At 72.9% G+C, this 19,334-nt stretch carries 18 protein-coding genes; 8 read left to right on the top strand and 10 right to left on the bottom strand.

Annotation, left to right across the window (positions count from 1 at the left end):
• Positions 1 to 37 precede the first annotated feature (37 nt).
• The gene (locus ACIP5W_RS22860; protein WP_401476548.1) at positions 38 to 364 is read left to right on the top strand and encodes a GYD domain-containing protein; all 327 of its coding nucleotides are present in this window, start codon (positions 38 to 40) and stop codon (positions 362 to 364) included.
• A gap of 19 nt (positions 365 to 383) precedes the next feature.
• Here ACIP5W_RS22860 and ACIP5W_RS22855 read toward each other — a convergent pair whose 3' ends face one another.
• Positions 384 to 1,049: a pyridoxal 5'-phosphate synthase gene (locus tag ACIP5W_RS22855; RefSeq protein WP_401476458.1), complete on the bottom strand. Its 666-nt coding sequence runs from the start codon at positions 1,047 to 1,049 to the stop codon at positions 384 to 386.
• A 199-nt stretch (positions 1,050 to 1,248) separates the two neighbouring features.
• Between ACIP5W_RS22855 and ACIP5W_RS22850 the strand changes: the two genes are divergently transcribed.
• Positions 1,249 to 1,953 (top strand): S1 family peptidase, encoded by a 705-nt coding sequence (locus ACIP5W_RS22850; protein WP_401476456.1) that lies wholly within the window; start codon positions 1,249 to 1,251, stop codon positions 1,951 to 1,953.
• 139 nt (positions 1,954 to 2,092) lie between these two features.
• Here ACIP5W_RS22850 and ACIP5W_RS22845 read toward each other — a convergent pair whose 3' ends face one another.
• Entirely contained in the window at positions 2,093 to 2,728 is a 636-nt protein-coding gene (locus ACIP5W_RS22845; RefSeq protein ID WP_401476545.1) for a TetR family transcriptional regulator, read from the bottom strand.
• Between the two features lie 134 nt (positions 2,729 to 2,862).
• On the opposite strand from ACIP5W_RS22845, the gene ACIP5W_RS22840 reads away from it, so the two are divergent.
• Both ACIP5W_RS22840 and ACIP5W_RS22835 read left to right on the top strand, forming a co-directional pair.
• On the top strand, positions 2,863 to 3,585 hold the full coding sequence (locus ACIP5W_RS22840) for a VOC family protein (RefSeq protein WP_401476453.1): 723 nt from the start codon (positions 2,863 to 2,865) through the stop codon (positions 3,583 to 3,585).
• A gap of 246 nt (positions 3,586 to 3,831) precedes the next feature.
• Positions 3,832 to 6,192 (top strand): PQQ-binding-like beta-propeller repeat protein, encoded by a 2,361-nt coding sequence (locus tag ACIP5W_RS22835; protein WP_401476450.1) that lies wholly within the window; start codon positions 3,832 to 3,834, stop codon positions 6,190 to 6,192.
• Between the two features lie 257 nt (positions 6,193 to 6,449).
• On the opposite strand, the gene ACIP5W_RS22830 is transcribed toward ACIP5W_RS22835, so the two are convergent.
• The 6 genes from ACIP5W_RS22830 to ACIP5W_RS22805 all read right to left on the bottom strand — a co-directional run bounded on the left by ACIP5W_RS22830 (position 6,450) and on the right by ACIP5W_RS22805 (position 11,144).
• Positions 6,450 to 6,638 (bottom strand): hypothetical protein, encoded by a 189-nt coding sequence (locus ACIP5W_RS22830; protein WP_401476448.1) that lies wholly within the window; start codon positions 6,636 to 6,638, stop codon positions 6,450 to 6,452.
• A 215-nt stretch (positions 6,639 to 6,853) separates the two neighbouring features.
• Positions 6,854 to 9,823 (bottom strand): AfsR/SARP family transcriptional regulator, encoded by a 2,970-nt coding sequence (locus ACIP5W_RS22825; protein ID WP_401476445.1) that lies wholly within the window; start codon positions 9,821 to 9,823, stop codon positions 6,854 to 6,856.
• Positions 9,824 to 10,057: 234 nt separating this feature from the next.
• On the bottom strand, positions 10,058 to 10,246 hold the full coding sequence (locus tag ACIP5W_RS22820; RefSeq protein ID WP_401476442.1) for a DUF397 domain-containing protein: 189 nt from the start codon (positions 10,244 to 10,246) through the stop codon (positions 10,058 to 10,060).
• Between the two features lie 111 nt (positions 10,247 to 10,357).
• The gene (locus tag ACIP5W_RS22815) at positions 10,358 to 10,657 is read right to left on the bottom strand and encodes a type II toxin-antitoxin system PemK/MazF family toxin (protein WP_401476439.1); all 300 of its coding nucleotides are present in this window, start codon (positions 10,655 to 10,657) and stop codon (positions 10,358 to 10,360) included.
• Positions 10,654 to 10,884 (bottom strand): hypothetical protein, encoded by a 231-nt coding sequence (locus ACIP5W_RS22810; protein WP_401476436.1) that lies wholly within the window; start codon positions 10,882 to 10,884, stop codon positions 10,654 to 10,656. Before ACIP5W_RS22810 ends, ACIP5W_RS22815 begins: the two co-directional genes overlap by 4 nt.
• A gap of 74 nt (positions 10,885 to 10,958) precedes the next feature.
• Positions 10,959 to 11,144 carry a hypothetical protein gene (locus tag ACIP5W_RS22805; protein ID WP_401476433.1) on the bottom strand — a complete coding sequence of 62 codons (186 nt, stop codon included), beginning with the start codon at positions 11,142 to 11,144 and terminating at the stop codon, positions 10,959 to 10,961.
• 208 nt (positions 11,145 to 11,352) lie between these two features.
• On the opposite strand from ACIP5W_RS22805, the gene ACIP5W_RS22800 reads away from it, so the two are divergent.
• The 3 genes from ACIP5W_RS22800 (at position 11,353) to ACIP5W_RS22790 (ending at position 15,605) form a co-directional block, all read left to right on the top strand.
• On the top strand, positions 11,353 to 12,219 hold the full coding sequence (locus tag ACIP5W_RS22800) for an LLM class F420-dependent oxidoreductase (protein WP_401476431.1): 867 nt from the start codon (positions 11,353 to 11,355) through the stop codon (positions 12,217 to 12,219).
• Between the two features lie 109 nt (positions 12,220 to 12,328).
• Positions 12,329 to 14,914 carry a bifunctional FO biosynthesis protein CofGH gene (locus ACIP5W_RS22795; RefSeq protein WP_401476428.1) on the top strand — a complete coding sequence of 862 codons (2,586 nt, stop codon included), beginning with the start codon at positions 12,329 to 12,331 and terminating at the stop codon, positions 14,912 to 14,914.
• Between the two features lie 115 nt (positions 14,915 to 15,029).
• Positions 15,030 to 15,605, top strand: a complete 576-nt coding sequence (locus ACIP5W_RS22790; RefSeq protein WP_401476425.1) for a hypothetical protein — start codon at positions 15,030 to 15,032, stop codon at positions 15,603 to 15,605.
• Positions 15,606 to 15,693: 88 nt separating this feature from the next.
• Here ACIP5W_RS22790 and ACIP5W_RS22785 read toward each other — a convergent pair whose 3' ends face one another.
• Positions 15,694 to 16,200 carry a DUF2165 domain-containing protein gene (locus ACIP5W_RS22785; protein ID WP_401476542.1) on the bottom strand — a complete coding sequence of 169 codons (507 nt, stop codon included), beginning with the start codon at positions 16,198 to 16,200 and terminating at the stop codon, positions 15,694 to 15,696.
• 123 nt (positions 16,201 to 16,323) lie between these two features.
• Between ACIP5W_RS22785 and ACIP5W_RS22780 the strand changes: the two genes are divergently transcribed.
• Entirely contained in the window at positions 16,324 to 17,442 is a 1,119-nt protein-coding gene (locus ACIP5W_RS22780) for an ADP-ribosylglycohydrolase family protein (protein ID WP_401476422.1), read from the top strand.
• Between the two features lie 7 nt (positions 17,443 to 17,449).
• On the opposite strand, the gene ACIP5W_RS22775 is transcribed toward ACIP5W_RS22780, so the two are convergent.
• The gene (locus ACIP5W_RS22775) at positions 17,450 to 19,021 is read right to left on the bottom strand and encodes a sodium:solute symporter family protein (RefSeq protein WP_401476419.1); all 1,572 of its coding nucleotides are present in this window, start codon (positions 19,019 to 19,021) and stop codon (positions 17,450 to 17,452) included.
• Positions 19,022 to 19,334: the final 313 nt, after the last annotated feature.

The raw sequence follows: 19,334 nt of genomic DNA, 5'->3' as shown, positions 1-19,334 counted from the left end.
CCCGGGGCATCCCTTGACGGGACGAAAGGGAGACATGATGCCGCTCTACCTGTCGAGGTTCAGCTACACGCCGCAGACCTGGGCACGGCTGATCGACCACCCCGAGGACCGGGCACGGGCCGCTCGGTCCTACATCGAGTCCGTCGGCGGGACGCTCCACGGTTTCTGGTACGCCTTCGGCACGCGCGACGGTTACAACCTCTGGGAGGCCCCGGACAACGTGTCCATGGCCGCGGTCGCGCTGGCGATCAGCGGGGGAGGTGCGCTCAGCTCGTTCGAGACGACCGTTCTGCTGACCGTCGACGAAACGCTGAAGGCCCTGCGCGCAGCCCAGCTCGTCCAGTACCGGGCCCCTGGCGCGTAGCGGCCGGACCGCCTGACCCTCACGGCCACAGCAGTCCCCGGGACCAGCCGTCCGCGGTCCGCCGGTAGGCCAGCCGGACGTGCCGGCGCCGCGCTTCGCCCTGGAAGAACTCCACCTCGTCCGGGCGCAGTCGGTACAGGGTCCAGGTGGGGGACTCGGCGGCCGGGTCCGCGCGGGCCCGGTCCCAGGCGGCGGACGACGCGTTCGCCAGCTCCTCCAGGGACGTCAGGGTCTCGCTCTGGCGGCCGGTGAGGGCCGCCGCGAGCGCCCCCGTCGACCGGGCGTGCAGGTCCGCCCGGGCCTCCGCCGAGGAGGCGGACGTCACCGGGCCGCGCACGCGCACCTCGCGGCCCAGTACGGGCCAGTAGAAGGTGAGGGCCGCGAACGGGCGGGCCGTGAGGTGGCCGCCCTTGCGGCTGGTCACGTGCGTGCCGAAGGACCAGCCGTCCTCGTCCGCGCCGTGCAGGATCACGATCCGCGCGTCCGGCAGGCCGTCCCCGTCCGCGGTCGACAGGGTCATGGTGTGCGGCTCCCGCTCGCCCGCCGCGACCGCCTCGGCGAACCAGCCGGCGAACAGCGCCAGCGGCTCGGCGGGGGCCGCCGACGGGTCGAAGGGCGGCAGTTCGGTCACCTCCGGGTCCCACACCCGCAGCGACCTCAGCAGCTCGTGAAGATCCGTTCCCATGGTCCGAGTATCGCCCGCCGCGGGGCCTCTATCGCCCGCCGCGGGGCCTCGTACACGGCCCCCCCCGAAGTGATCAGTGGTGGTCAGTGCTGAGCAGTCGTCCGGCCTGGTGGCCGAGCGGAGCGGGCCGTCAGGATCCCGGGAGACAGCGAAGGCACTGGTCGTGCCGGCGGACCTCGCCGGCCGGAGGGGAACGCACATGGGAACGGGAAAGACGAAACCGGCGTGGGCCGGGATCGCGGTCGCCTCGATCGTCCTCGGGTCAGGCGTGTTCGCGCCGACCCCCGCGGGGGCCATCATCGGCGGCGCCACCGCCGGGAAGACCCGGGACACGGTGCAGGTCGACACCATCAAGGCCGACGGTTCGCTCGCGCGGTGCAGCGGCGTCCTCATCGACGACACCTGGGTGCTCACCGCGAAGCACTGCCTGGGACCCAGTCCCTCGAGCATGACCGTCTACGCGGGATCCCTGCATCTCAACAGTGGTTACAAGCGGGGGCTCAAGGGATTCACCGGGTGGAGCCAGGCCGACGTCGCGCTGCTGGAGCTCGACCAGCCCGTACCCCTGGCCACGCCCATCGCCCCGCAGGCGGGTGTGTACCCCGCCGTCGGCACCAACCTGGCCGCTTCGGGCTGGGGCCGGGTCGCGGGCGGCCAGTGGCCCACGCGACTGAACGTGGCCACGGTCCGGGTCGACGAGTACCGGATCAACGAGAACCACATCATCCACCTCAATCTCGGCAGGGGCGACGGAATCCAGGCCCACGGGGATTCGGGGGGACCGGTCATGGACGCCCACGGCATCCTCCACGCGATGACGATCACGGGCGACGAAGTGGCCACGGCGGTGGCCGTCTCGCTGGCGGACAAGAATCTGCAGGACTGGCTCGTGTCGAAGACCTGACCCCCGACGGCGCCGGCGCCGCGGAGTGGAACACCCGCACAGCGCAACAGGCGGCGGCCCGTCCGGATCACCGGACGAACCGCCGCCTGCCAGACAGGACGGGGGACGTGGGGAGAAGAAGGATCGCGGCTGCCGCGGGCTACTTCGTCGGCTTCTTGCCCGTGATGCCCAGGTGCACCAACAGCGCGACGTTCGGCTTGAGTTCAGTCTGCTTGACGCCCCACGCGGTGAAGCCCTTCTGGTGCGAGGCGACCGCCGCGAGCATCGCGACCAGCGAACCGGCGATCGCGCCCGGGTTCACGTCCTTGTCGACCTTGCCCTTGGACTGCAACTCGGCGACGGCGTCCGCGAGGGAGCTGTTCACCGAGTTGAGGATCTTCATGCGGAGCTTGTAGAAGCGCTTGTCGCCCTCGGCCGCGCCGAGGTCGACGACGCGCAGGATCGCGTCGTTGCGCTTCCAGAACTCCAGGAACTCGTCGACGAGTTCCTGCGCGGTCTGCCAGCCGGCCTTGCCGACCCAGGACCGCCCCTCCAGCACCTCGGTCAACCCGGCGCTCTCGGCGGCCATTTGCTCCGCGATCTCCAGGACGGCGCCCTCGACGTCCGGGAAGTACTGGTAGAAGGTCGCGGGCGAAGTGCCCGCCTTCCGGGCGACATCGATGACCTTGACGTCCCGGTAGGGAGAGGAGCTGAGCATGTCGCTGAGACAGTCGAGCAATTTCTGCCGCGTCGCCTGCCCGCGCCGACCGGCCACGCGGCCGTCGACGGTACGCACTTGTCCTGTCATGCCGTCAGCTTACCGACGGGTGATCGGAGCGCGATTCGGCCGACTGCAAATGGGGTGCGCGGGGGTCCGGAGGCGGGTGTGCCTGGTCTGCGGCTTGCGTGAAGCGCCGTTACGTTGGCTGCATGGCCGAAAACAGGGCACCGGTGTACGCGGAGGGCGTCCCCTGCTGGGTGGACGCGCAGCTCCCCGACGTGGACGCGGGCAAGCGGTTCTACGGGGAGCTGTTCGGGTGGGATTTCGAGGAGGCGTACGGCTCCTCCGTGTGGGCCCGGCTGGACGGTGAGCCGGTCGCCGCGCTCGGCCGCAAGACGGACGGCCGGATGCCCACCGTGTGGACGGTGTCCTTCGCCACCCCGGACGCGGAGGCGACCGTGCGCCGCATCCGCACGGCCGGCGGGCAGGTGGTGACCGCGCCGGCGCCGGTCGACGGGGCGGGTGTCGCGGCCCTGGCCGCCGACCCCGAGGGCGCGGTCTTCGGCCTGTGGCAGGCGGGCAGCCACCCGGGTTTCGGGGTGCGGCACAGACCCGGCGCGTTCGCCTGGGCGCAGCTGTACGCCCGTGACACCGGGGCCGCCAACACCTTCTACGGCCACCTCTTCCACGAGGCCCTGTTCGGTCCGGGTGCCGAGCCCGACTTCGGGCGGGCGCCGGTCTCGGACGTCTTCCCCGACGTCATGCCGCCGCACTTCCTCGTCCATTTCGGCGTCGACGACTGCGCGGCGGTGCTCGGCGCGGTGAGCCGGCTCGGGGGGCGGGTGCAGGCGGGGCCGTTCACCGCCTCGTACGGAACGGTGGCCGTCGTCACCGACAATCAAGGGGCGTCGTTCGCGCTGCTCCAGCGCTGAGCCGCCCCCGGCGGGCGGCCCGGGGCGGGAGCGGGTGCGGGGGCGTGCGTGCGGGCCGGGCACCCGTGCATGTGCCTACTTGCGCGTATATGAAATGAGACACCCCGATTGTCGCGGGGTTCGCAACCGGTGGCCCGGCCAGGAAGAATCGGGGTGCGTGCCGCCATGGCGGTGCGGTGGTGAGACGCTGCACGGGGTCGCGTACACATGTGGGTGACGTGGCCCGTACGGGGAGGTGGCAGGCAAGTGGTGGATCAGCTGACGCAGCACGATCCGCGGCGGATCGGGCCGTTCGAGGTGCTGGGACGGCTGGGGGCCGGCGGCATGGGGCTGGTCTATCTCGCGCGTTCGGCCTCGGGCCGGCGGGTGGCGATCAAGACGGTCCGCACGGAACTGGCCGAGGACCAGCTGTTCCGGGTGCGCTTCACCCGCGAGGTGGAGGCGGCGCGGGCGGTCTCCGGCTTCTACACGGCCGCGGTCGTGGACGCCGATCCGCGGGCCGCCGTGCCGTGGCTGGCCACCGCCTACGTGCCCGCGCCCTCCCTCGAGGAAATAGTGAACGACTGCGGGCCGCTCCCGGCCCAGGCGGTGCGCTGGCTGGCGGCGGGCATCGCGGAGGCCCTCCAGTCCATCCACGGCGCCGGGCTCGTCCACCGCGACCTGAAGCCCTCCAACGTCCTCGTCGTCGAGGACGGCCCCCGGGTGATCGACTTCGGCATCGCCTCCGGCGTCTCGAACACCCGTCTGACGATGACGAACGTCGCCGTCGGCACCCCCGCCTACATGTCCCCGGAGCAGGCCAAGGACTCGCGCAGCGTCACCGGCGCCAGCGACGTCTTCTCCCTCGGCTCCACCCTCGTCTTCGCGGCCACCGGACACCCCCCGTTCCACGGCGCCAACCCGGTCGAGACGGTCTTCATGCTGCTGCGCGAGGGCCCCGACCTGGCGGGCCTCCCGGACGAGCTGCGCCCGCTCATCGACTCCTGCATGCAGATGGAGGCCACCGGCCGGCCCAGCCCCGCCGACCTCCAGGCCCAGCTGGCCCCGCACCTCTTCGGCTCCGGCTCCGACGACAGCGGTACGGCGTCGGCCTGGCTGCCCGAGAAGGCGGTCACCCTCATCGAGACGCGCCGCGGCGGCCGGCCACCCGTCAAGGCGGCGGCGAGCTCCCGCGGCGGTGTCGGCATGGCCCGTCCCGCCGTGCCGCCGCCGCCCGCGCACGACCCCGTGGTGCCCGCCCGTACTGCGCCCGCGCCCGTCGGGGCCGGCGCCCCCGACGCGGGGCCCGTCCGGCTCGCCGGAGCGGCCGTGCCGATCGGACCCGGCCCGCGGGTCGCCGACGTGCGCGCCACCGCCGCCGTCAAGGCGCCCGTGCCCGATCCCGGCCTGGTCGCCTCCTGGTCCCGGCCCCGCCCCGGCGTCAACGGCGCCGAACCGGCGCCCACGGCCGCGCCCCCGGCCGCCGCCGCGACCCCGGCGGGCTGGCGCCCCTGGCGGTTCCGCATGTCCAACGACGTGTGGGGCACCCCGGCCGTCGCGGGCGACCTCGTCTACGTCACCTCCTTCGAGGTGCACGCCCTGGACGTGGCCACCGGCCGGCGCCGCTTCAAGACGCGTGACGTGGCCTGGTCGATGGCGGTGGCGGACGGCCGTGTCGTCGCCTCCGACGGCCCCACCCTGTTCGCGCTGGACGCCCGCGAGGGCACCGACCTGTGGCGGCTGCCCACCGACTCCTGGGTGTACTGCCTCCGGGCCGACCGGGGCACCGTCGTCACCGGCACCCGCGGCGGTGGCGTCCAGGCCTGGGAGGCCTCCACCGGGCAGAAGCTGTGGGAGGTCACCGGCTGCCAGACCGACTTCGAGTCCCCCGAGGCGGGCCCCGCCCTCCACGACGGCACGGTCTACCTCTGGCAGGACGCCCGCCTGCGCGCCCTCGACGCCCGCACCGGCGACGAACGCTGGTCGTACCCCATCGGCGACTCCGCCTCCTGCGGCGGCGTCCCGGTCCGGGTGACCGCGGCCCCCGACGGCTACGTCTACGTCTCGGCCGGCACCCGCGTCCTCGCCGTCGACGTGGCGAGCGGCATGGTCCGCTGGCACTTCGAGGCCCCCGCGGTCTTCCTCTCCCCGCCCGCCTTCGTCCCCGGCCCGGCGGTCACGGGCGGCGGCGTCTACCTCGCCGACTACCTGGGCACGGTCTACGCCCTCGACGCCACCGACGGCCGCGACCGCTGGCGCATCGCCACCGAGTCCCGCTCCTCGGTCGACCCGGTGCTGGTCGCCGCGGGCCACGTCCACGTGGGCAGCGGCAAGGGCCTCTACACCCTCGACGCCGTCACCGGCACGCCCAAGTGGCGCTTCCAGGCGGGCGGCGACATCGTCGGCGCCCCCGTGGTGGCCGAGGGCCGCATCCACTTCGGCTCCACCGACCACCTCCTCTACACCCTCAAGGCCGACGACGGCCGCCTGCGCTGGAAGCTGGCGACCGGCGGCGAGATCACCGGCTCCCCGGTGGTCCGCGACGGCGTCGTCTACGCGTGCAGCAAGGACCGCTGCGTCTACGCCCTGGACGCGGAGAAGGGCACGGGCACGGCGCGGACGGCGTGACGCCCCGGGCGGGGCGGTGCGCCCGCCCCTCGGGCAACAGGTGCATGTCAAAATAGTTGCCTTCGGCGGGGTGGGCTCACACCCCGTCAGGCCGACGGCTCCGTGAACTCCGGGATGCGGCAGGCGAGCGGAACATGACGCACCGCTCCGCACCGCTCCGCACCGCTCCGCACCGTCGGCGACCCCCGGACACACCACGGCCGCGGCGGCCCCCCTCCGCGCCGCCGCGGCCGATCGGTTCCCGTCGGGATGAAGCCCTACTTGCCGCCGCCCAGGTCCAGGGCGGGCGGAGCCGGCATGTTGTTGTCCATCGTGGTGATGGTCTCGTCCGTCTTCGGCGGAGCCGGCATGTTGTTGTCCATCGTGGTGATGGTCTCGTCCGTCTTCGGCGGGCTGGGCATGTTGTTGTCCAGGGCGGTGACGTCCGCGTTCTTCTTGTCGCTCATGGTCCTGATTCCTCTGCTGCGGATGACGAATGAGGAACGCCCGTCCAGAAGCTCCCCCGAGGGCCGCCGGACGGGCGCTCGAAGCCGCACAGTAACCGCTCGGCTTCTGGTCAGACCGCCTGCCCCCCGACGCGACGGTGTGACACGTAAGAGAGTGGCGGACGGTGATAAACGAACGCTGAACGCACCCGGAGCAGGTGGTCCGGTGCCGCCCTCTACGCCGCGGTGGCGGGTGAGAGCAGGGCGCGTACGTCTTCGGCCTCGTCCGCGCCGTTCTGCTCGTAGAGCTGGAGCGCCTCGCGCCAACAGGCCTTCGACCGGTCCGCCTGGCCCAGCGCGCAGAGCGTGTGCCCGAGGAGCGTCAGGACACCACCTCGTGTCCGGTCTCCGCCGATGCACCCGATGGCGAGAGCCTGTTCGGCGTGCTGCGCCGCCTGGGCGGGACGGCGCGCGGCGATGTGCGCCTCGGCGATCCTGAAGTGGGTGGTGCCTTCCCAGAGCCGCTGCCGGTGGTCCACGAAGATGGTCAGGGCCTCCGAGAACTGGCTGAGGGCCTCGGCGTGCCGGTCGGCCTTGGTCAGCGCCACACCCAGTGCGTAGTACCCGTTGGCCAGCCGCATCGTGCTGCCGACCTCGATGTGGACGGCGAGGCCGCGCTGAGCGAACTCCACGGCTCTCGTGATGTCGCCCATCCCCATGTACGCCCGCGAGAGGTTGCACAGGGCGGTCGCTTCGCACAGCCCGTTGCCGGCTGCCCGGAAACCCGCGATGGCCTGGTCGAAGAAGACCTTGCCGTCCTCGTACCGGCGTTGGTGCAGGGCGATGAGCCCCCGGTCCTGGGCGGCCCAGCTCGCGGCGGTGGAGTCCCCGGCGGCAGTCGCGCTCTCCATGGCCAGTCGCGCCTCTTCCGCGGCCTGCTGGATACGGCCGGAGACCAGCCGCACGCTGGTGAGGGTATTGCGTGCCCTGCCTTCCGTCCGGACGTCCCCGGCTGCCTGCGCCGCTTCGCACATGGCCACGGCCGTCGTCTCGTACTGCCGGGAGTTGGCGCCCGATTCGACCAGGTCCCGGGCCGCCCAGAGCAGATCCACCGCCCGCCGCAGTCGTGCCGTCCCCGCCGCCTGCCGTACGCAGGCCAGCAAGGGAGCCGCCTCGGAGTAGAGCCAGTCGAGGGCCGCCGATCCCTCGGTGAAGGTCAGCCCCGTGTACTCCGTCGGCTCCAGGTCGTCCACCAGCCGGTCTCCCGGCCGCTCGATCGCGTACACCTCCGCCGCCGTGGCCAGGTAGAAGTCCAGCAACCGCGACAGTGCCTCCCCCCGCTCGCTCGGCGGCCACTCGTCCCGCTCCGCGCAGGCACGCGCGTAGAGGCGGACCAGGTCGTGGAAGCGGTAGCGGCCCGGCGCGGCCGACTCCAGGAGGGAGGTGTCGACCAGCGACTCCAGCAGGTCCTCGGTCTCCTCCGGCGGCAGGTCGAGCACGGCCGCCGCCGCCGCGAGGGACAGGTCGGGGCCGTCGGCCAGGCCGAGCAGGCGGAACGCGCGGGCCTGGGCCGGCTCCAGCTGGCCGTAGCCGAGTTCGAAGGTGGCCTTGACGGCGAGGTCGCCGGCCTGGAGTTCGTCGAGCCGGCGGCGTTCGTCGGCGAGCTTGGCGGCGAGGACGGACACCGTCCAGGTGCGCCGCGCGGCCAGCCGGGACGCGGCGATACGGATCGCGAGGGGCAGGAAGCCGCAGGCGGCGACCACGTCCAGCGCGGCCTTGCGCTCCGACGCGACCCGCTCCTCGCCGACGATCTTCGTGAAGAGCGCGAGCGCCTCCTCGGGCGACATCACGTCCAGGTCGACCAGGTGCGCCCCGGCCAGGTCCACCATCCGCACCCGTGAGGTGACGAGGGCCGCGCAGCCCTCCGTGCCCGGCAGCAGCGGACGGACCTGGGCCGCGTCCCTGGCGTTGTCCAGCAGGACCAGCACGCGCCGGCCGTCCAGCACCGAGCGGTACAGCGCCGCCCGCTCCTCCAGGGAGTCCGGGATCGCCGAGTCGGGGGTGCCGAGGGCGCGGAGGAAGGCGCCCAGGACGGTGACGGGTTCGGCGGCCCGCGCGCCGGCGCCCTGGAGGTCGACGTAGAGCTGCCCGTCGGGGAAGGCGGGGCGGGCCCCGTGGGCCACGTGCACGGCGAGGGTCGTCTTGCCGACGCCGCCGATGCCCGCCAGCGCCGACACGGCCATCACCCGGCCACCGCCGCCGCCCTCGCCGGACGCCCCGGCGAGCACCTCGCTCAGCTCGGTCACGAAGGCGGATCGGCCCGTGAAGTCGGGCACCGTGGCCGGGAGTTGCGCGGGACGCACCGGTGCGGCGGACGGCTCGGCCTGCGGCGCCGAGGGTTCCGCCAGGTCCGGGTCGGCCTGCAGGATGCGGCGCTGGAGCTCGCGCAGGCCCGGTCTCGGGTCGACGCCGAGTTCCTCGGCCAGCAGGCGCCGGGTGTCGGCGTACACGGCGAGGGCCTCCGCCTGCCGGCCGCCGCGGTACAGCGCCAGCATCAGCAGCTCCCGCAGCCGCTCGCGCAGCGGGTACGCCGCGGTCAGCGCGGTCAGTTCGGAGACGGCCTCCGCGTGGCAGCCCTGCTCCAGGTCCAGGTCGAGGCGGGATTCGAGGAGGCCGAGCCGCCACTCCTCCAGCCGGACGCGCTGCGCCTCGGCGTACGGGCCGGGCACGCCGGCCAGCGTCTCCCCGTCCCACAGGCCGAGCGCGCGGTTCAGCAGGTCCCGCGCCCGGCCGAGGGCGCCGGCCGCCCGCGCCTTCTCCGCCTCGACGGCCCACTCCTGAGCCACCGCCAGGTCCAGGGCGCCCTCGCCGAGCCCGCGCACCGCGTACCCGCCCGACTCGCTGACCAGGACGCCCGGGTCGAGGACCTTCCGCAGCCGGGAGGCGTACGTCCGCACCGCCGCCAGCGCCTGCGACGGCGGCTCCTCGCCCCACAGCGCGTCGATCAGCTCGGCGGCGGTGGCCGTACGGCCCTCGCGCAGCAGGAGGGCGGCGAGCAGGGCGCGTTGCTGGGGTGAGCCGGTGGCCAGCGGCTCCTCGCCGCGCCGGGCGCGCACCGGGCCGAGCACGTCGAAGCGCAACGTCGCCGGCTCCCGGTGGGAGTCGTGACGCTTCTGCTCCGGCACGCGCGGTACACGGTCGTCCATCGGGCTCCCCCTAGGCATGATGACCAACCATGTCAGTTTGCCCTGTGCGTGCCCGGACCGTCAGCCGTGGGAGACGCCGATCACAGGGCGGCGCACGGGAGTCCACACGGTCGCCACACGATCTGCGCACACTTTCGCCCGTCGGCGCCCACCGAAGTTCCTCGGCAGGGATGTTGACGTGCCATCAGGCCAACGGCGGGTGGCCCGTGGACCACGCGGCGGTGGTGGTGGACCTCAGCCGTCCTTGACGGTGGCCAGAAGGGCGGCGAAGGCGGCGGGGGTGGCGGTGAGGACGGCTCGGGCGGGGTCGGCGGATTCGGTGAGGCGGATGGTGGCGGGGGAGGAGGCCGAGCCGGCGAGGAAGGCGTTCGGTGACCTGACGGAGGGGGAGCGGGAGGTGGTCCGGGAAGCGCTCGTGGCCATCGGCCGGGACCCGGCGGTGGGCCGGGAGATCCCCGGATGGCGGCCACCGTCCGTCGAGTACACGTACACGACACCCCTCGCCCGCGACTCGGCCGAGGCGATCACGGTCGTCTACAGGTCGAGTACGGCTCGAAGCCCGATCTCGACGGCCTCCATGACCCGCTCGTCCACCGGCCCCAGATCTTCGGTGAAGCGGGTGGCGGACAGGGTCCGGAATTCACCGAGCACGATGGTGCCCGCCGAAGGCGAACCCACGGGGATGTCCACGAGCGTGGCCTCGCGGACCCGCTGCGGATAGATCAGCACGCAGGTGGCCGACTTGTGCTGGTCGTTGAGGGCGTCGGACGAGATCACCAGAACGTGCGCGGGGCCCCCGGCGAAGCGCAGTTCGTAGACGTGCCCTCGTTTCACCGGCCGGCCACCCGTCCCCAGCGCTCCAGCGTGGCCTCTTCGCTCTCGGAGGGCTCCGCGACCGTCGTCGTGATGCCGGCCTCGGCGCGCACCCGCGCGGACTTCGCCATCTCCTCGGCGAGCATCTCCCGGCGCAGTATGCGAGCCGTATAGGCGGAGGCGTTGCCCTTGGCCTTCACGAAGGCCGCCACCTCGTCGGGAAGACTCATCGTCATGTTGATCGTCATGCCGTCATCATACTGTCCTTCGTGGCGAGAAACGCCGGGACGGGAAGGGCGAGCGGCGCGGAAGAGGCGGGGTCCTAACCGTCGGTGGAGCGTGCGCGTCGGCGTCGTCGCAGCGGTGCCGTCGCCCACACCGTCAGCCCCACGAGGGAGACGACCAGCGTCCCCCCGACGACGACGGGGACGGCCGCCGCGAGGGCGAAGGTCAGCAGGAGCTCCGGCAGCCCCGGTTCCTCGCCCATCGTGCTTCCACCCTGTGCCATGAACGTCATGACGGCGGCAGGGGCCGGTCGGTTGCGGTGACCGTCCGGGGAATCCGGCAATGCCCGGCGCCAGGTGCACGGTCCACGACGTCCGCACGGCGTCACTCGAATATCCCGACCGGTCGGTATGGACAGCGGGCCGGTCTCCCGGTACAGATGACGGCGACGGCACCCGCGCCGGGGAGCCGCCCGCCCCGAAAGGCCACTCATGCGCATCGCCGTGACCATCTTCCTCACCGACGGGACGATCACCCCCACCCGCCTCGCCCGTGAGCTGGAGCAGCGGGGCTTCGCCGGGCTGTACCTTCCCGAGCACACGCACATCCCCGTCGAGCGCACCACCCCGTACCCCGCGGGCGGCGACCTGCCTCCCGAGTACGGCCGTACGCTCGACCCCTTCGTCGCCCTCGGCCAGGCGGCGGCCGTGACGGAGCGCCTGGGGCTCGGCACCGGGATCACCCTCGTCGCCCAGCACGACCCGATCGACCTCGCCAAGCAGATCGCGACCGTGGACCACCTCTCCGGCGGCCGCCTCACCCTCGGGCTCGGCTTCGGCTGGAACGTGGAGGAGGCCGCCGACCACGGTGTCGAGTGGCGTACCCGCCGTGAGCTGGTCCGCGACCGGATGGCGTTGATGCGGGCGCTGTGGAGCGAGGAACCCACCGCGTACGAGGGCGAGTTCGGTGGCGTGCGGGCCAGCCACGCGTACCCCAAGCCCGTGCAGAAGCCGCGCGGCCCGGTCACCGGACCCCGCACCCTCGTCGGCGGCGCCGCCGGGCCGAAGCTGTTCGCGCACATCTGCGAGTACGCCGACGGCTGGCTGCCGATCGGCGGGCGCGGCCTGTCCGAGTCGCTGCCCGTGCTGCGCGCGGCCTGGGCGGACGCGGGCCGGGACCCCGCCGGCCTCCAGGTCGTGCCGTACGCCGTCCACCCGTCGCCCGGCAAGCTCGCGCACTACGCCGGGCTGGGCATCGAGGAGGTCGTGGTGCAGCTCCCGCCGGCCGGGGAGGCGGACGTCCTCGAGGCCCTCGACGCGTGCGCCCCCTACCTGCCCGCAGCGGCCGGCCCCGCGTGAAGCCGACCGCCACGGGCGCCGGGCGCCAGTGGCACCGCGTAACGCATGCCACCGCGGGGCGTTCCCGCCGCCCCGCCGGTCCTGATCAGCCCGAACGTATGCTCAAGGGATGACGACTTCCGCGACCTCCGGAACCGGCCCCACCGAGAACTCGCTGCGTCGCGCCCTCAAACGTGCCCGGGACGGCGTCGCCCTCGACGTCGCCGAGGCGGCGGTCCTGCTCCAGGCCCGGGGCGAGCACCTCGTCGACCTGGCCGCGTCCGCCGCCCGGGTGCGGGACGCGGGCCTGGAGGCGGCCGGGCGGCCCGGCGTCATCACGTACTCGAAGAGCGTCTTCGTCCCGCTGACCCGGCTGTGCCGGGACAAGTGCCACTACTGCACGTTCGTCACCGTTCCCGGCAGGCTGCGGCGCGCCGGGCACGGGATGTTCCTGTCCCCCGACGAGGTGCTCGACATCGCCCGCAAGGGCGCGGCCCTCGGCTGCAAGGAAGCGCTGATCACCCTCGGCGACAAGCCCGAGGACCGCTGGCCCGAGGCGCGCGAGTGGCTCGACGCGCACGGCTACGACGACACCATCGCCTACGTCCGCGCCGTCTCCATCCGCATCCTGGAGGAGACCGGCCTGCTGCCGCACCTCAACCCGGGCGTCATGACCTGGACGGACTTCCAGCGGCTCAAGCCGGTCGCCCCGTCGATGGGCATGATGCTGGAGACGACCGCGACCCGGCTGTGGTCCGAGCCCGGCGGCCCGCACTTCGGCTCCCCCGACAAGGAACCCGCGGTACGGCTGCGGGTGTTGGAGGATGCGGGCCGCTCCTCGGTCCCCTTCACCTCGGGGATCCTGATCGGCATCGGGGAGACGTACGAGGAGCGCGCACAGTCGCTGTTCGCGCTCCGCAAGGTCTCCCGCGCCTACCACGGCATCCAGGAACTGATCATCCAGAACTTCCGCGCCAAGCCGGACACGGCGATGCGCGGCATGCCCGACGCCGAACTCGACGAACTGGTGGCGACGGTGGCCGTCGCCCGCCACCTCATGGGCCCGAGCGCCTGCCTCCAGGCCCCGCCCAACCTGGTGGACAGCGAGTACGAGCGGCTGATCGGCGCGGGCATCGACGACTGGGGCGGGGTGTCCCCGCTCACCATCGACCACGTCAACCCCGAACGCCCCTGGCCGCAGATCGACGAACTCGCGGCACGGTCGGCGGCGGCCGGTTTCGAGATGCGCGAACGGCTGTGCGTGTACCCGGAGTTCGTCCGGCGCGGCGAGCCGTGGCTGGACCCGCGCCTGCTGCCGCACGTGCGCGCGCTCGCCGACCCGGAGACGGGCCTGGCCGTGCCGGACGCCGTCGTCGAGGGCCGGCCGTGGCAGGAACCGGAGGACACCTTCGAGGCCACCGGCCGCACCGACCTGCACCGCACCATCGACACCGACGGCCGCACCTTTGACCGCCGCGACGACTTCGACGAGGTGTACGGCGACTGGGGTGCCCTGCGGGAGGCCGCCGCGCCCGGCATGGCACCGGAGCGCATCGACACCGACGTGCGGCAGGCGCTGGCGACGGCTGCCGACGACCCGACGAAGCTGACGGACGACGAGGCGCTGGCCCTGCTGCACGCCGACGGGCCCGCGCTCGACGCCCTGTGCCGCGTCGCCGACGACGTCCGGCGGGCGGCGGTCGGCGACGACGTCACCTACATCGTCACGCGGAACATCAACTTCACCAACGTCTGCTACACCGGCTGCCGTTTCTGCGCCTTCGCACAGCGCCGCACCGACGCCGACGCCTACACGCTCTCCCTGGACCAGGTGGCCGACCGGGCCCAACAGGCCTGGGACGTCGGCGCGGTGGAGGTCTGCATGCAGGGCGGCATCCACCCGGACCTGCCCGGCACGGCGTACTTCGACATCGCGAAGGCGGTGAAGGAGCAGGTGCCGGGGATGCACGTGCACGCCTTCTCGCCGATGGAGGTCGTCAACGGCGCCACCCGCACCGGCCTGTCGATCCGCGAGTGGCTCACCGCCGCGAAGGAGGCCGGCCTCGGCTCGATCCCCGGCACGGCGGCGGAGATCCTCGACGACGAGGTCCGCTGGGTGCTCACCAAGGGCAAACTGCCGACGGCGACCTGGATCGAGGTCGTCACGACGGCCCACGAACTGGGCATCCGCTCCTCGTCGACGATGATGTACGGCCATGTCGACCAGCCCCGGCACTGGCTCGGCCACCTGCGCACCCTGGCCGGGATCCAGCAACGCACCGGCGGCTTCACGGAGTTCGTGACGCTCCCCTTCATCCACACCAACGCGCCGGTGTACCTGGCGGGCATCGCGCGGCCCGGCCCGACGATGCGGGACAACCGCGCGGTCACGGCGATGGCCCGCCTGCTGCTCCACCCGCACATCCCCCACATCCAGACCAGCTGGGTGAAACTGGGCGCCGAGGGTGCGGCGGAGATGCTCCGCTCCGGGGCGAACGACCTCGGCGGCACCCTGATGGAGGAGACCATCTCCCGCATGGCGGGCTCCTCCTACGGCTCCTACAAGTCGGTCCGGGACCTGATCGCGGTCGCCGAGGCGGCCGGCCGGCCGGCGAGGCCCCGCACGACCCTGTACGGCGAGGTCCCCGAGGAGCGGCAGCGGGCCGCCGCGGCGTCCGACGGCCACCTGCCGGAGCTGCTGCCGGTGCTGGACTGAGAGCCCGGGGGAGCGGGAGACCGGGGCATGCGCCGGGCTGAGGGCCGAGGGAGCGGGGGCCTCGCAGTACGATGATCGGGCTCCCGGTGTCGGGGGCCCGAGACTGAGGAGATGCGTGCCCGTGCCTGCCCGACGGCTTCCTTCGTGGGCCTGGGTCACCGGTCTGACGGCCGGCGCGATCGTCGTGGTCGGCGCCCTGACGGTGCAGGCCGACAAGGGCCCGCACCCGACGGCGACGGCGGCGAAGCCCTCCGCCCCCGCCTCCGCGGACGCCAAGCCCTCGGCCTCGCCCTCCCCGACCCCGACGGCCGAGCCCGTCCCCGACGGCTCGGGCACGGGCCGCCGTATCGTCTACTCCCTCGGCCGGGACCGGGTCTGGCTGGTCGACGCCGACGACGCGGCCCGCCGCACCTTCACGGTCTGGCCGGGCACCGTGGACCCGGCGTCCGGCAGCTACACGGTGTCCCTCCGCAAGGACGCCACCACCGGCTCCGACGGCGTGCAGATCGAGCACATCATCTACTTCTCCGCGAAGTCGGGCGTCAACATCGCCTTCTCCAACGCGGTCGACGGCTCCTCCCCGCCCCCCGCCTCGGGGACGCAGACCGGTGGCATCCGCATGCCGAAGGCGGACGGCGCGGCCCTGTGGGCGTTCGGCGCGACGGGGACGAACGTCCGGGTCGTCGAGTAGCCGGGTCCTCGAGCGGCCGGGTCGTCGAGTGGCCGGCGTCGGGCAGCCGGGCGGGAGCGGACGTCCGGGTCGCCGGGCGACCGCGGGCTCAGGCCTCGGCGTCGACCGGCAGGTACTGCGCCAGCAGCACGACCCCGCCGAACACGAACACCCGCGTCGCGGCGTCCAGCCCGTTCCAGTCCTCGGACTGCCACATCGCGAACCACTCCCCGCCGATCGCGATGAACCCGCCCCCGAACAGCAGCAGCACCATCAGCAGCCCGTACGTCGACACCTGCCGGGCCCTGCCGACGTCGCGCCGCGCCCACAACCACGCCCCGGCGGTCAGCACCAGCGCGGCGACGGTCTCCCAGGCGATGATCAGCACGTAGGCGGTGTCCTGCAACCCCTCCGTGGTGATCGCCCGCCACATCAGGTCGTCGTCCCCGAACGTCGTGTCCATCGCCAGCACGTGCCGCACGAACTGCTGGTTGGTCCCGAAGTCGGTGATGTTCCCGAAGGCCACCAGCGCGGTCCAGAGCGCGACCGAGGCGGTGAGCAGGGTGACGGCGAGGCGAAGGGCGCGTGACGTGGAGGTGGAGGCCGTGGCTGTCATGGGGGAGGTCTGCCCGGAAACGGTGGCTGACATGTTCACGCCCCTCCCAACCCCCCAATCCCCCGGCCCCCTTCGATTACAGTGACGAACGTCGTACGTACGGACGGTGCCCGGGAGGTCTAGGTGGGTGCGACAGGCGGTGCCGTCTGGGGACGTACCGAGCAGCAGGACTTCCGCAGCCGGGTGCGCGGCACCCTGCTCGGCGCCGCCGTGGGGGACGCCCTCGGGGCGGCCGTCGACCGGCTCGGGCTGGAGGAGATACGGCGGGCGCACGGGCCCGAGGGGCTCGTCGACCTGGCGCCCGCCCACGGGCGGCGCGGCGCCGTCACCCATCTCACCCAGCTGACCCTGTTCACCGTGGACGGGCTGATCCGGGCCCAGGTCCGCCGCGACACCGGGGCCTGGCATCCGCCGACCGATCTGCACCGGGCGTACCGGAGATGGGCCGCCACCCAGCGCGACTGGGGGCCCGACCTGCGCCGCAAGGACGACGGCTGGCTGGCCCACGAGGAGTGGCTGTACGTCCGCCGCGACCCCGCCCGGTCCCTGCTGATCGGCTTCGGCGACGACACCATGGGCACCCTCGACGCACCCAAGGGCCCCGGCGAGGACGGACCCGAGGCCACCGCCCGTTCGGCGCCCTTCGGGCTGCTCGTCGGCTGGGAGCCGCAACTGGTGGCGCAACTGGCCGTGGAGTGCGCGGCGCAGACCCACGGTCACCCGTGCGGACACCTCGCGGCGGGCGCGTACGCGGTCACCGTGCATGCGCTGGCCCGCGGCGACAGCCTCGACGGCGCGGTGCGGCGGGCGCTCGCCCTGCTGTCCGCCCGGCCGGGGCACGAGCCGGTGTCGGAGGCGTTGCGGCAGGCGCTGGACGCCGTACGGCAGGGGGCGCCGGGCCCGGCGCGGGTGGCGGCGCTGGCCGGGCCGGGGACGGCGCAGGCCGTGCTCGCGGCGGCCGTCTACTGCGCCCTGGTCGCCGAGGACGTACGGCACGGGCTGCGGCTCGCCGTCAACCACGGCGCCCCGTCGGCCGCGACCGGCGCTCTGGCCGGCGGCCTGCTCGGGGCCCTGCACGGCGAGACGGCCCTCCCGCCGGCCTGGCTGGCCGAACTGGAGGGCCGTCCCACGATCCTGGAACTGGCGGACGACTTCGCGATGGAGATGACCCAGGGCCCGGCCCTGCACACCCCGGCGAGCGCCTCCCCGGGCTGGCTCGCCCGGTACCCGCGGGGCGGCTAGCCCCGCCCTAGTCCTTCACGGGTGCCGGCGTCGAGTCCCGCGGTGCGGGTACCCCGGTCGCCGCCGCGGCCGCCCCGCCGCCCCCGTCCGTGTTGATCCGGTCGATGATCGCGAGCCGTTCCGGGGTGTCCTCCGGCTTCAGGAAGCCGATGAGGACGTAGAGGACGAGGGAGACCGCGAGCGGCACGGAGACCTGGTACTGGAGCGGGACGCCGCCGTCGACGTTCCAGTTGATCGGGTAGTTGACCAGCCAGAAGGCCAGCAGGCCCATGGACCAGCTCACCAGCGCCGCCGTCGGGCCGGAGCGGCGGAACGGCCGCAGCAGACCGAGCATCATCGGGATCGCCATCGGGCCCATCAGGCCGGCCACCCACTTGATGACGACGGTGATGATGTCCTTGAACGTGGGGGAGTTGACCTGGGTGGCCGCCGCCATGGACAGGGCGAGGAAGACGACCGTCGCGACGCGGGCCGCGATCAGCCCCGACCGCTGGTTCCAGGCCCGCGCCCGTGCCGAGATCACCGGCGCGCAGTCACGGGTGAAGACGGCGGCGATGGCGTTGGCGTCGGAGGAGCACATCGCCATCGTGTGGGAGAAGAAGCCGACGATGACCAGGCCCAGCAGCCCGTGCGGCAGGAGCTGTTCGGTCATCAGGCCGTAGGAGTCGGAGCCGTCCGGCTTCTGCGACTCGACCAGCAGCGGTGACATCCACATCGGGTAGAACAGCACCAGCGGCCACACCAGCCACAGCACCGCCGACAGCCGCGCCGACCGCTCGGCCTCCTTCGGGGTGGCGGTGGCCATGTAGCGCTGGGCCTGGTTGAGCATGCCGCCGTTGTACTCGAACAGCTTGATGAAGAGGAACGCGAGCAGGAACACCGTGCCGTACGGCCCCACCAGCGGCTTCCCGTGGCCCTGGAGCTCCGGCTCGTCCCACGCGCCGAGGAAACCGATGCCGAGGTCGGACAGTTCCATCACCACGGCGATGAACATGGCCACACCCGCGAGGAGTTGGATGATGAACTGCCCCAACTCGGTGAGGGCGTCGGCCCACAGACCGCCGATCGTGCAGTAGACGGCCGTGATGGCGCCGGTGATGAGGATGCCCTGGTTCAGCGAGATCCCGGTGAACACGGACAACAGGGTGGCGATCGCGGCCCACTTGGCACCCACGTCCACGATCTTCAGCAGCATCCCGGACCAGGCCAGCGCCTGCTGCGTCTTGAGGTCGTACCGGTTCTTCAGGTACTCCAGCGGGGAGGCCACGTGCAGCCGTGAACGCAGCCGGTTGATGCGGGGTGCGAACAGCCTGGAACCGATCGCGATGCCCAGGGCGATCGGGAAGGACCAGGTGACGAACGAGGTGACGCCGTAGGTGTAGGCGATGCCGGCGTAACCGGTGAACATGACCGCGCTGTAGCCCGACATGTGGTGCGAGATGCCCGACAGCCACCACGGCATCTTGCCGCCGGCGGTGAAGAAGTCGCTGACGTTGTCGACCCGTTTGTGGGACCAGACACCGATGGCGACCATCACGCCGAAGTAGCCGATGAGCACGGCCCAGTCGAGACCGTTCATGTGCGTCCTCCCAGGGTTCAGCCCGGCGCTCATCGTGGGCGTTGGTGCGTGAACACGACAAGGCGGCGTAAGGTCAAGGGGAGGCAAAATCATTCTGTATGGTGGCCTCGGTTCACCTATGTGAACCGATGGCGGTGGTTCTCCGGCGCTGACCAGCAGCGACTGCCCGGTGCGCGCCCGCGCCCGGTTCTCCGGATGATCGATGCCGCCGACGCGCGGCAGTACCCCCGGGGCAGTACGCGCCCCGAGGCAGTGCGCCCCCTCGGGCGGTACTCCCCCGAGGCGGTGCGCCCCTCGGGGGAGTACCGCCCGT

Origin of the sequence: Streptomyces sp. NPDC088766 (assembly GCF_044750845.1) — a bacterium.
Taxonomy (GTDB): domain Bacteria; phylum Actinomycetota; class Actinomycetes; order Streptomycetales; family Streptomycetaceae; genus Streptomyces.
Note: the sequence above shows the minus strand (reverse complement) of the source record. Positions and strands in the feature narration are given on the sequence as shown.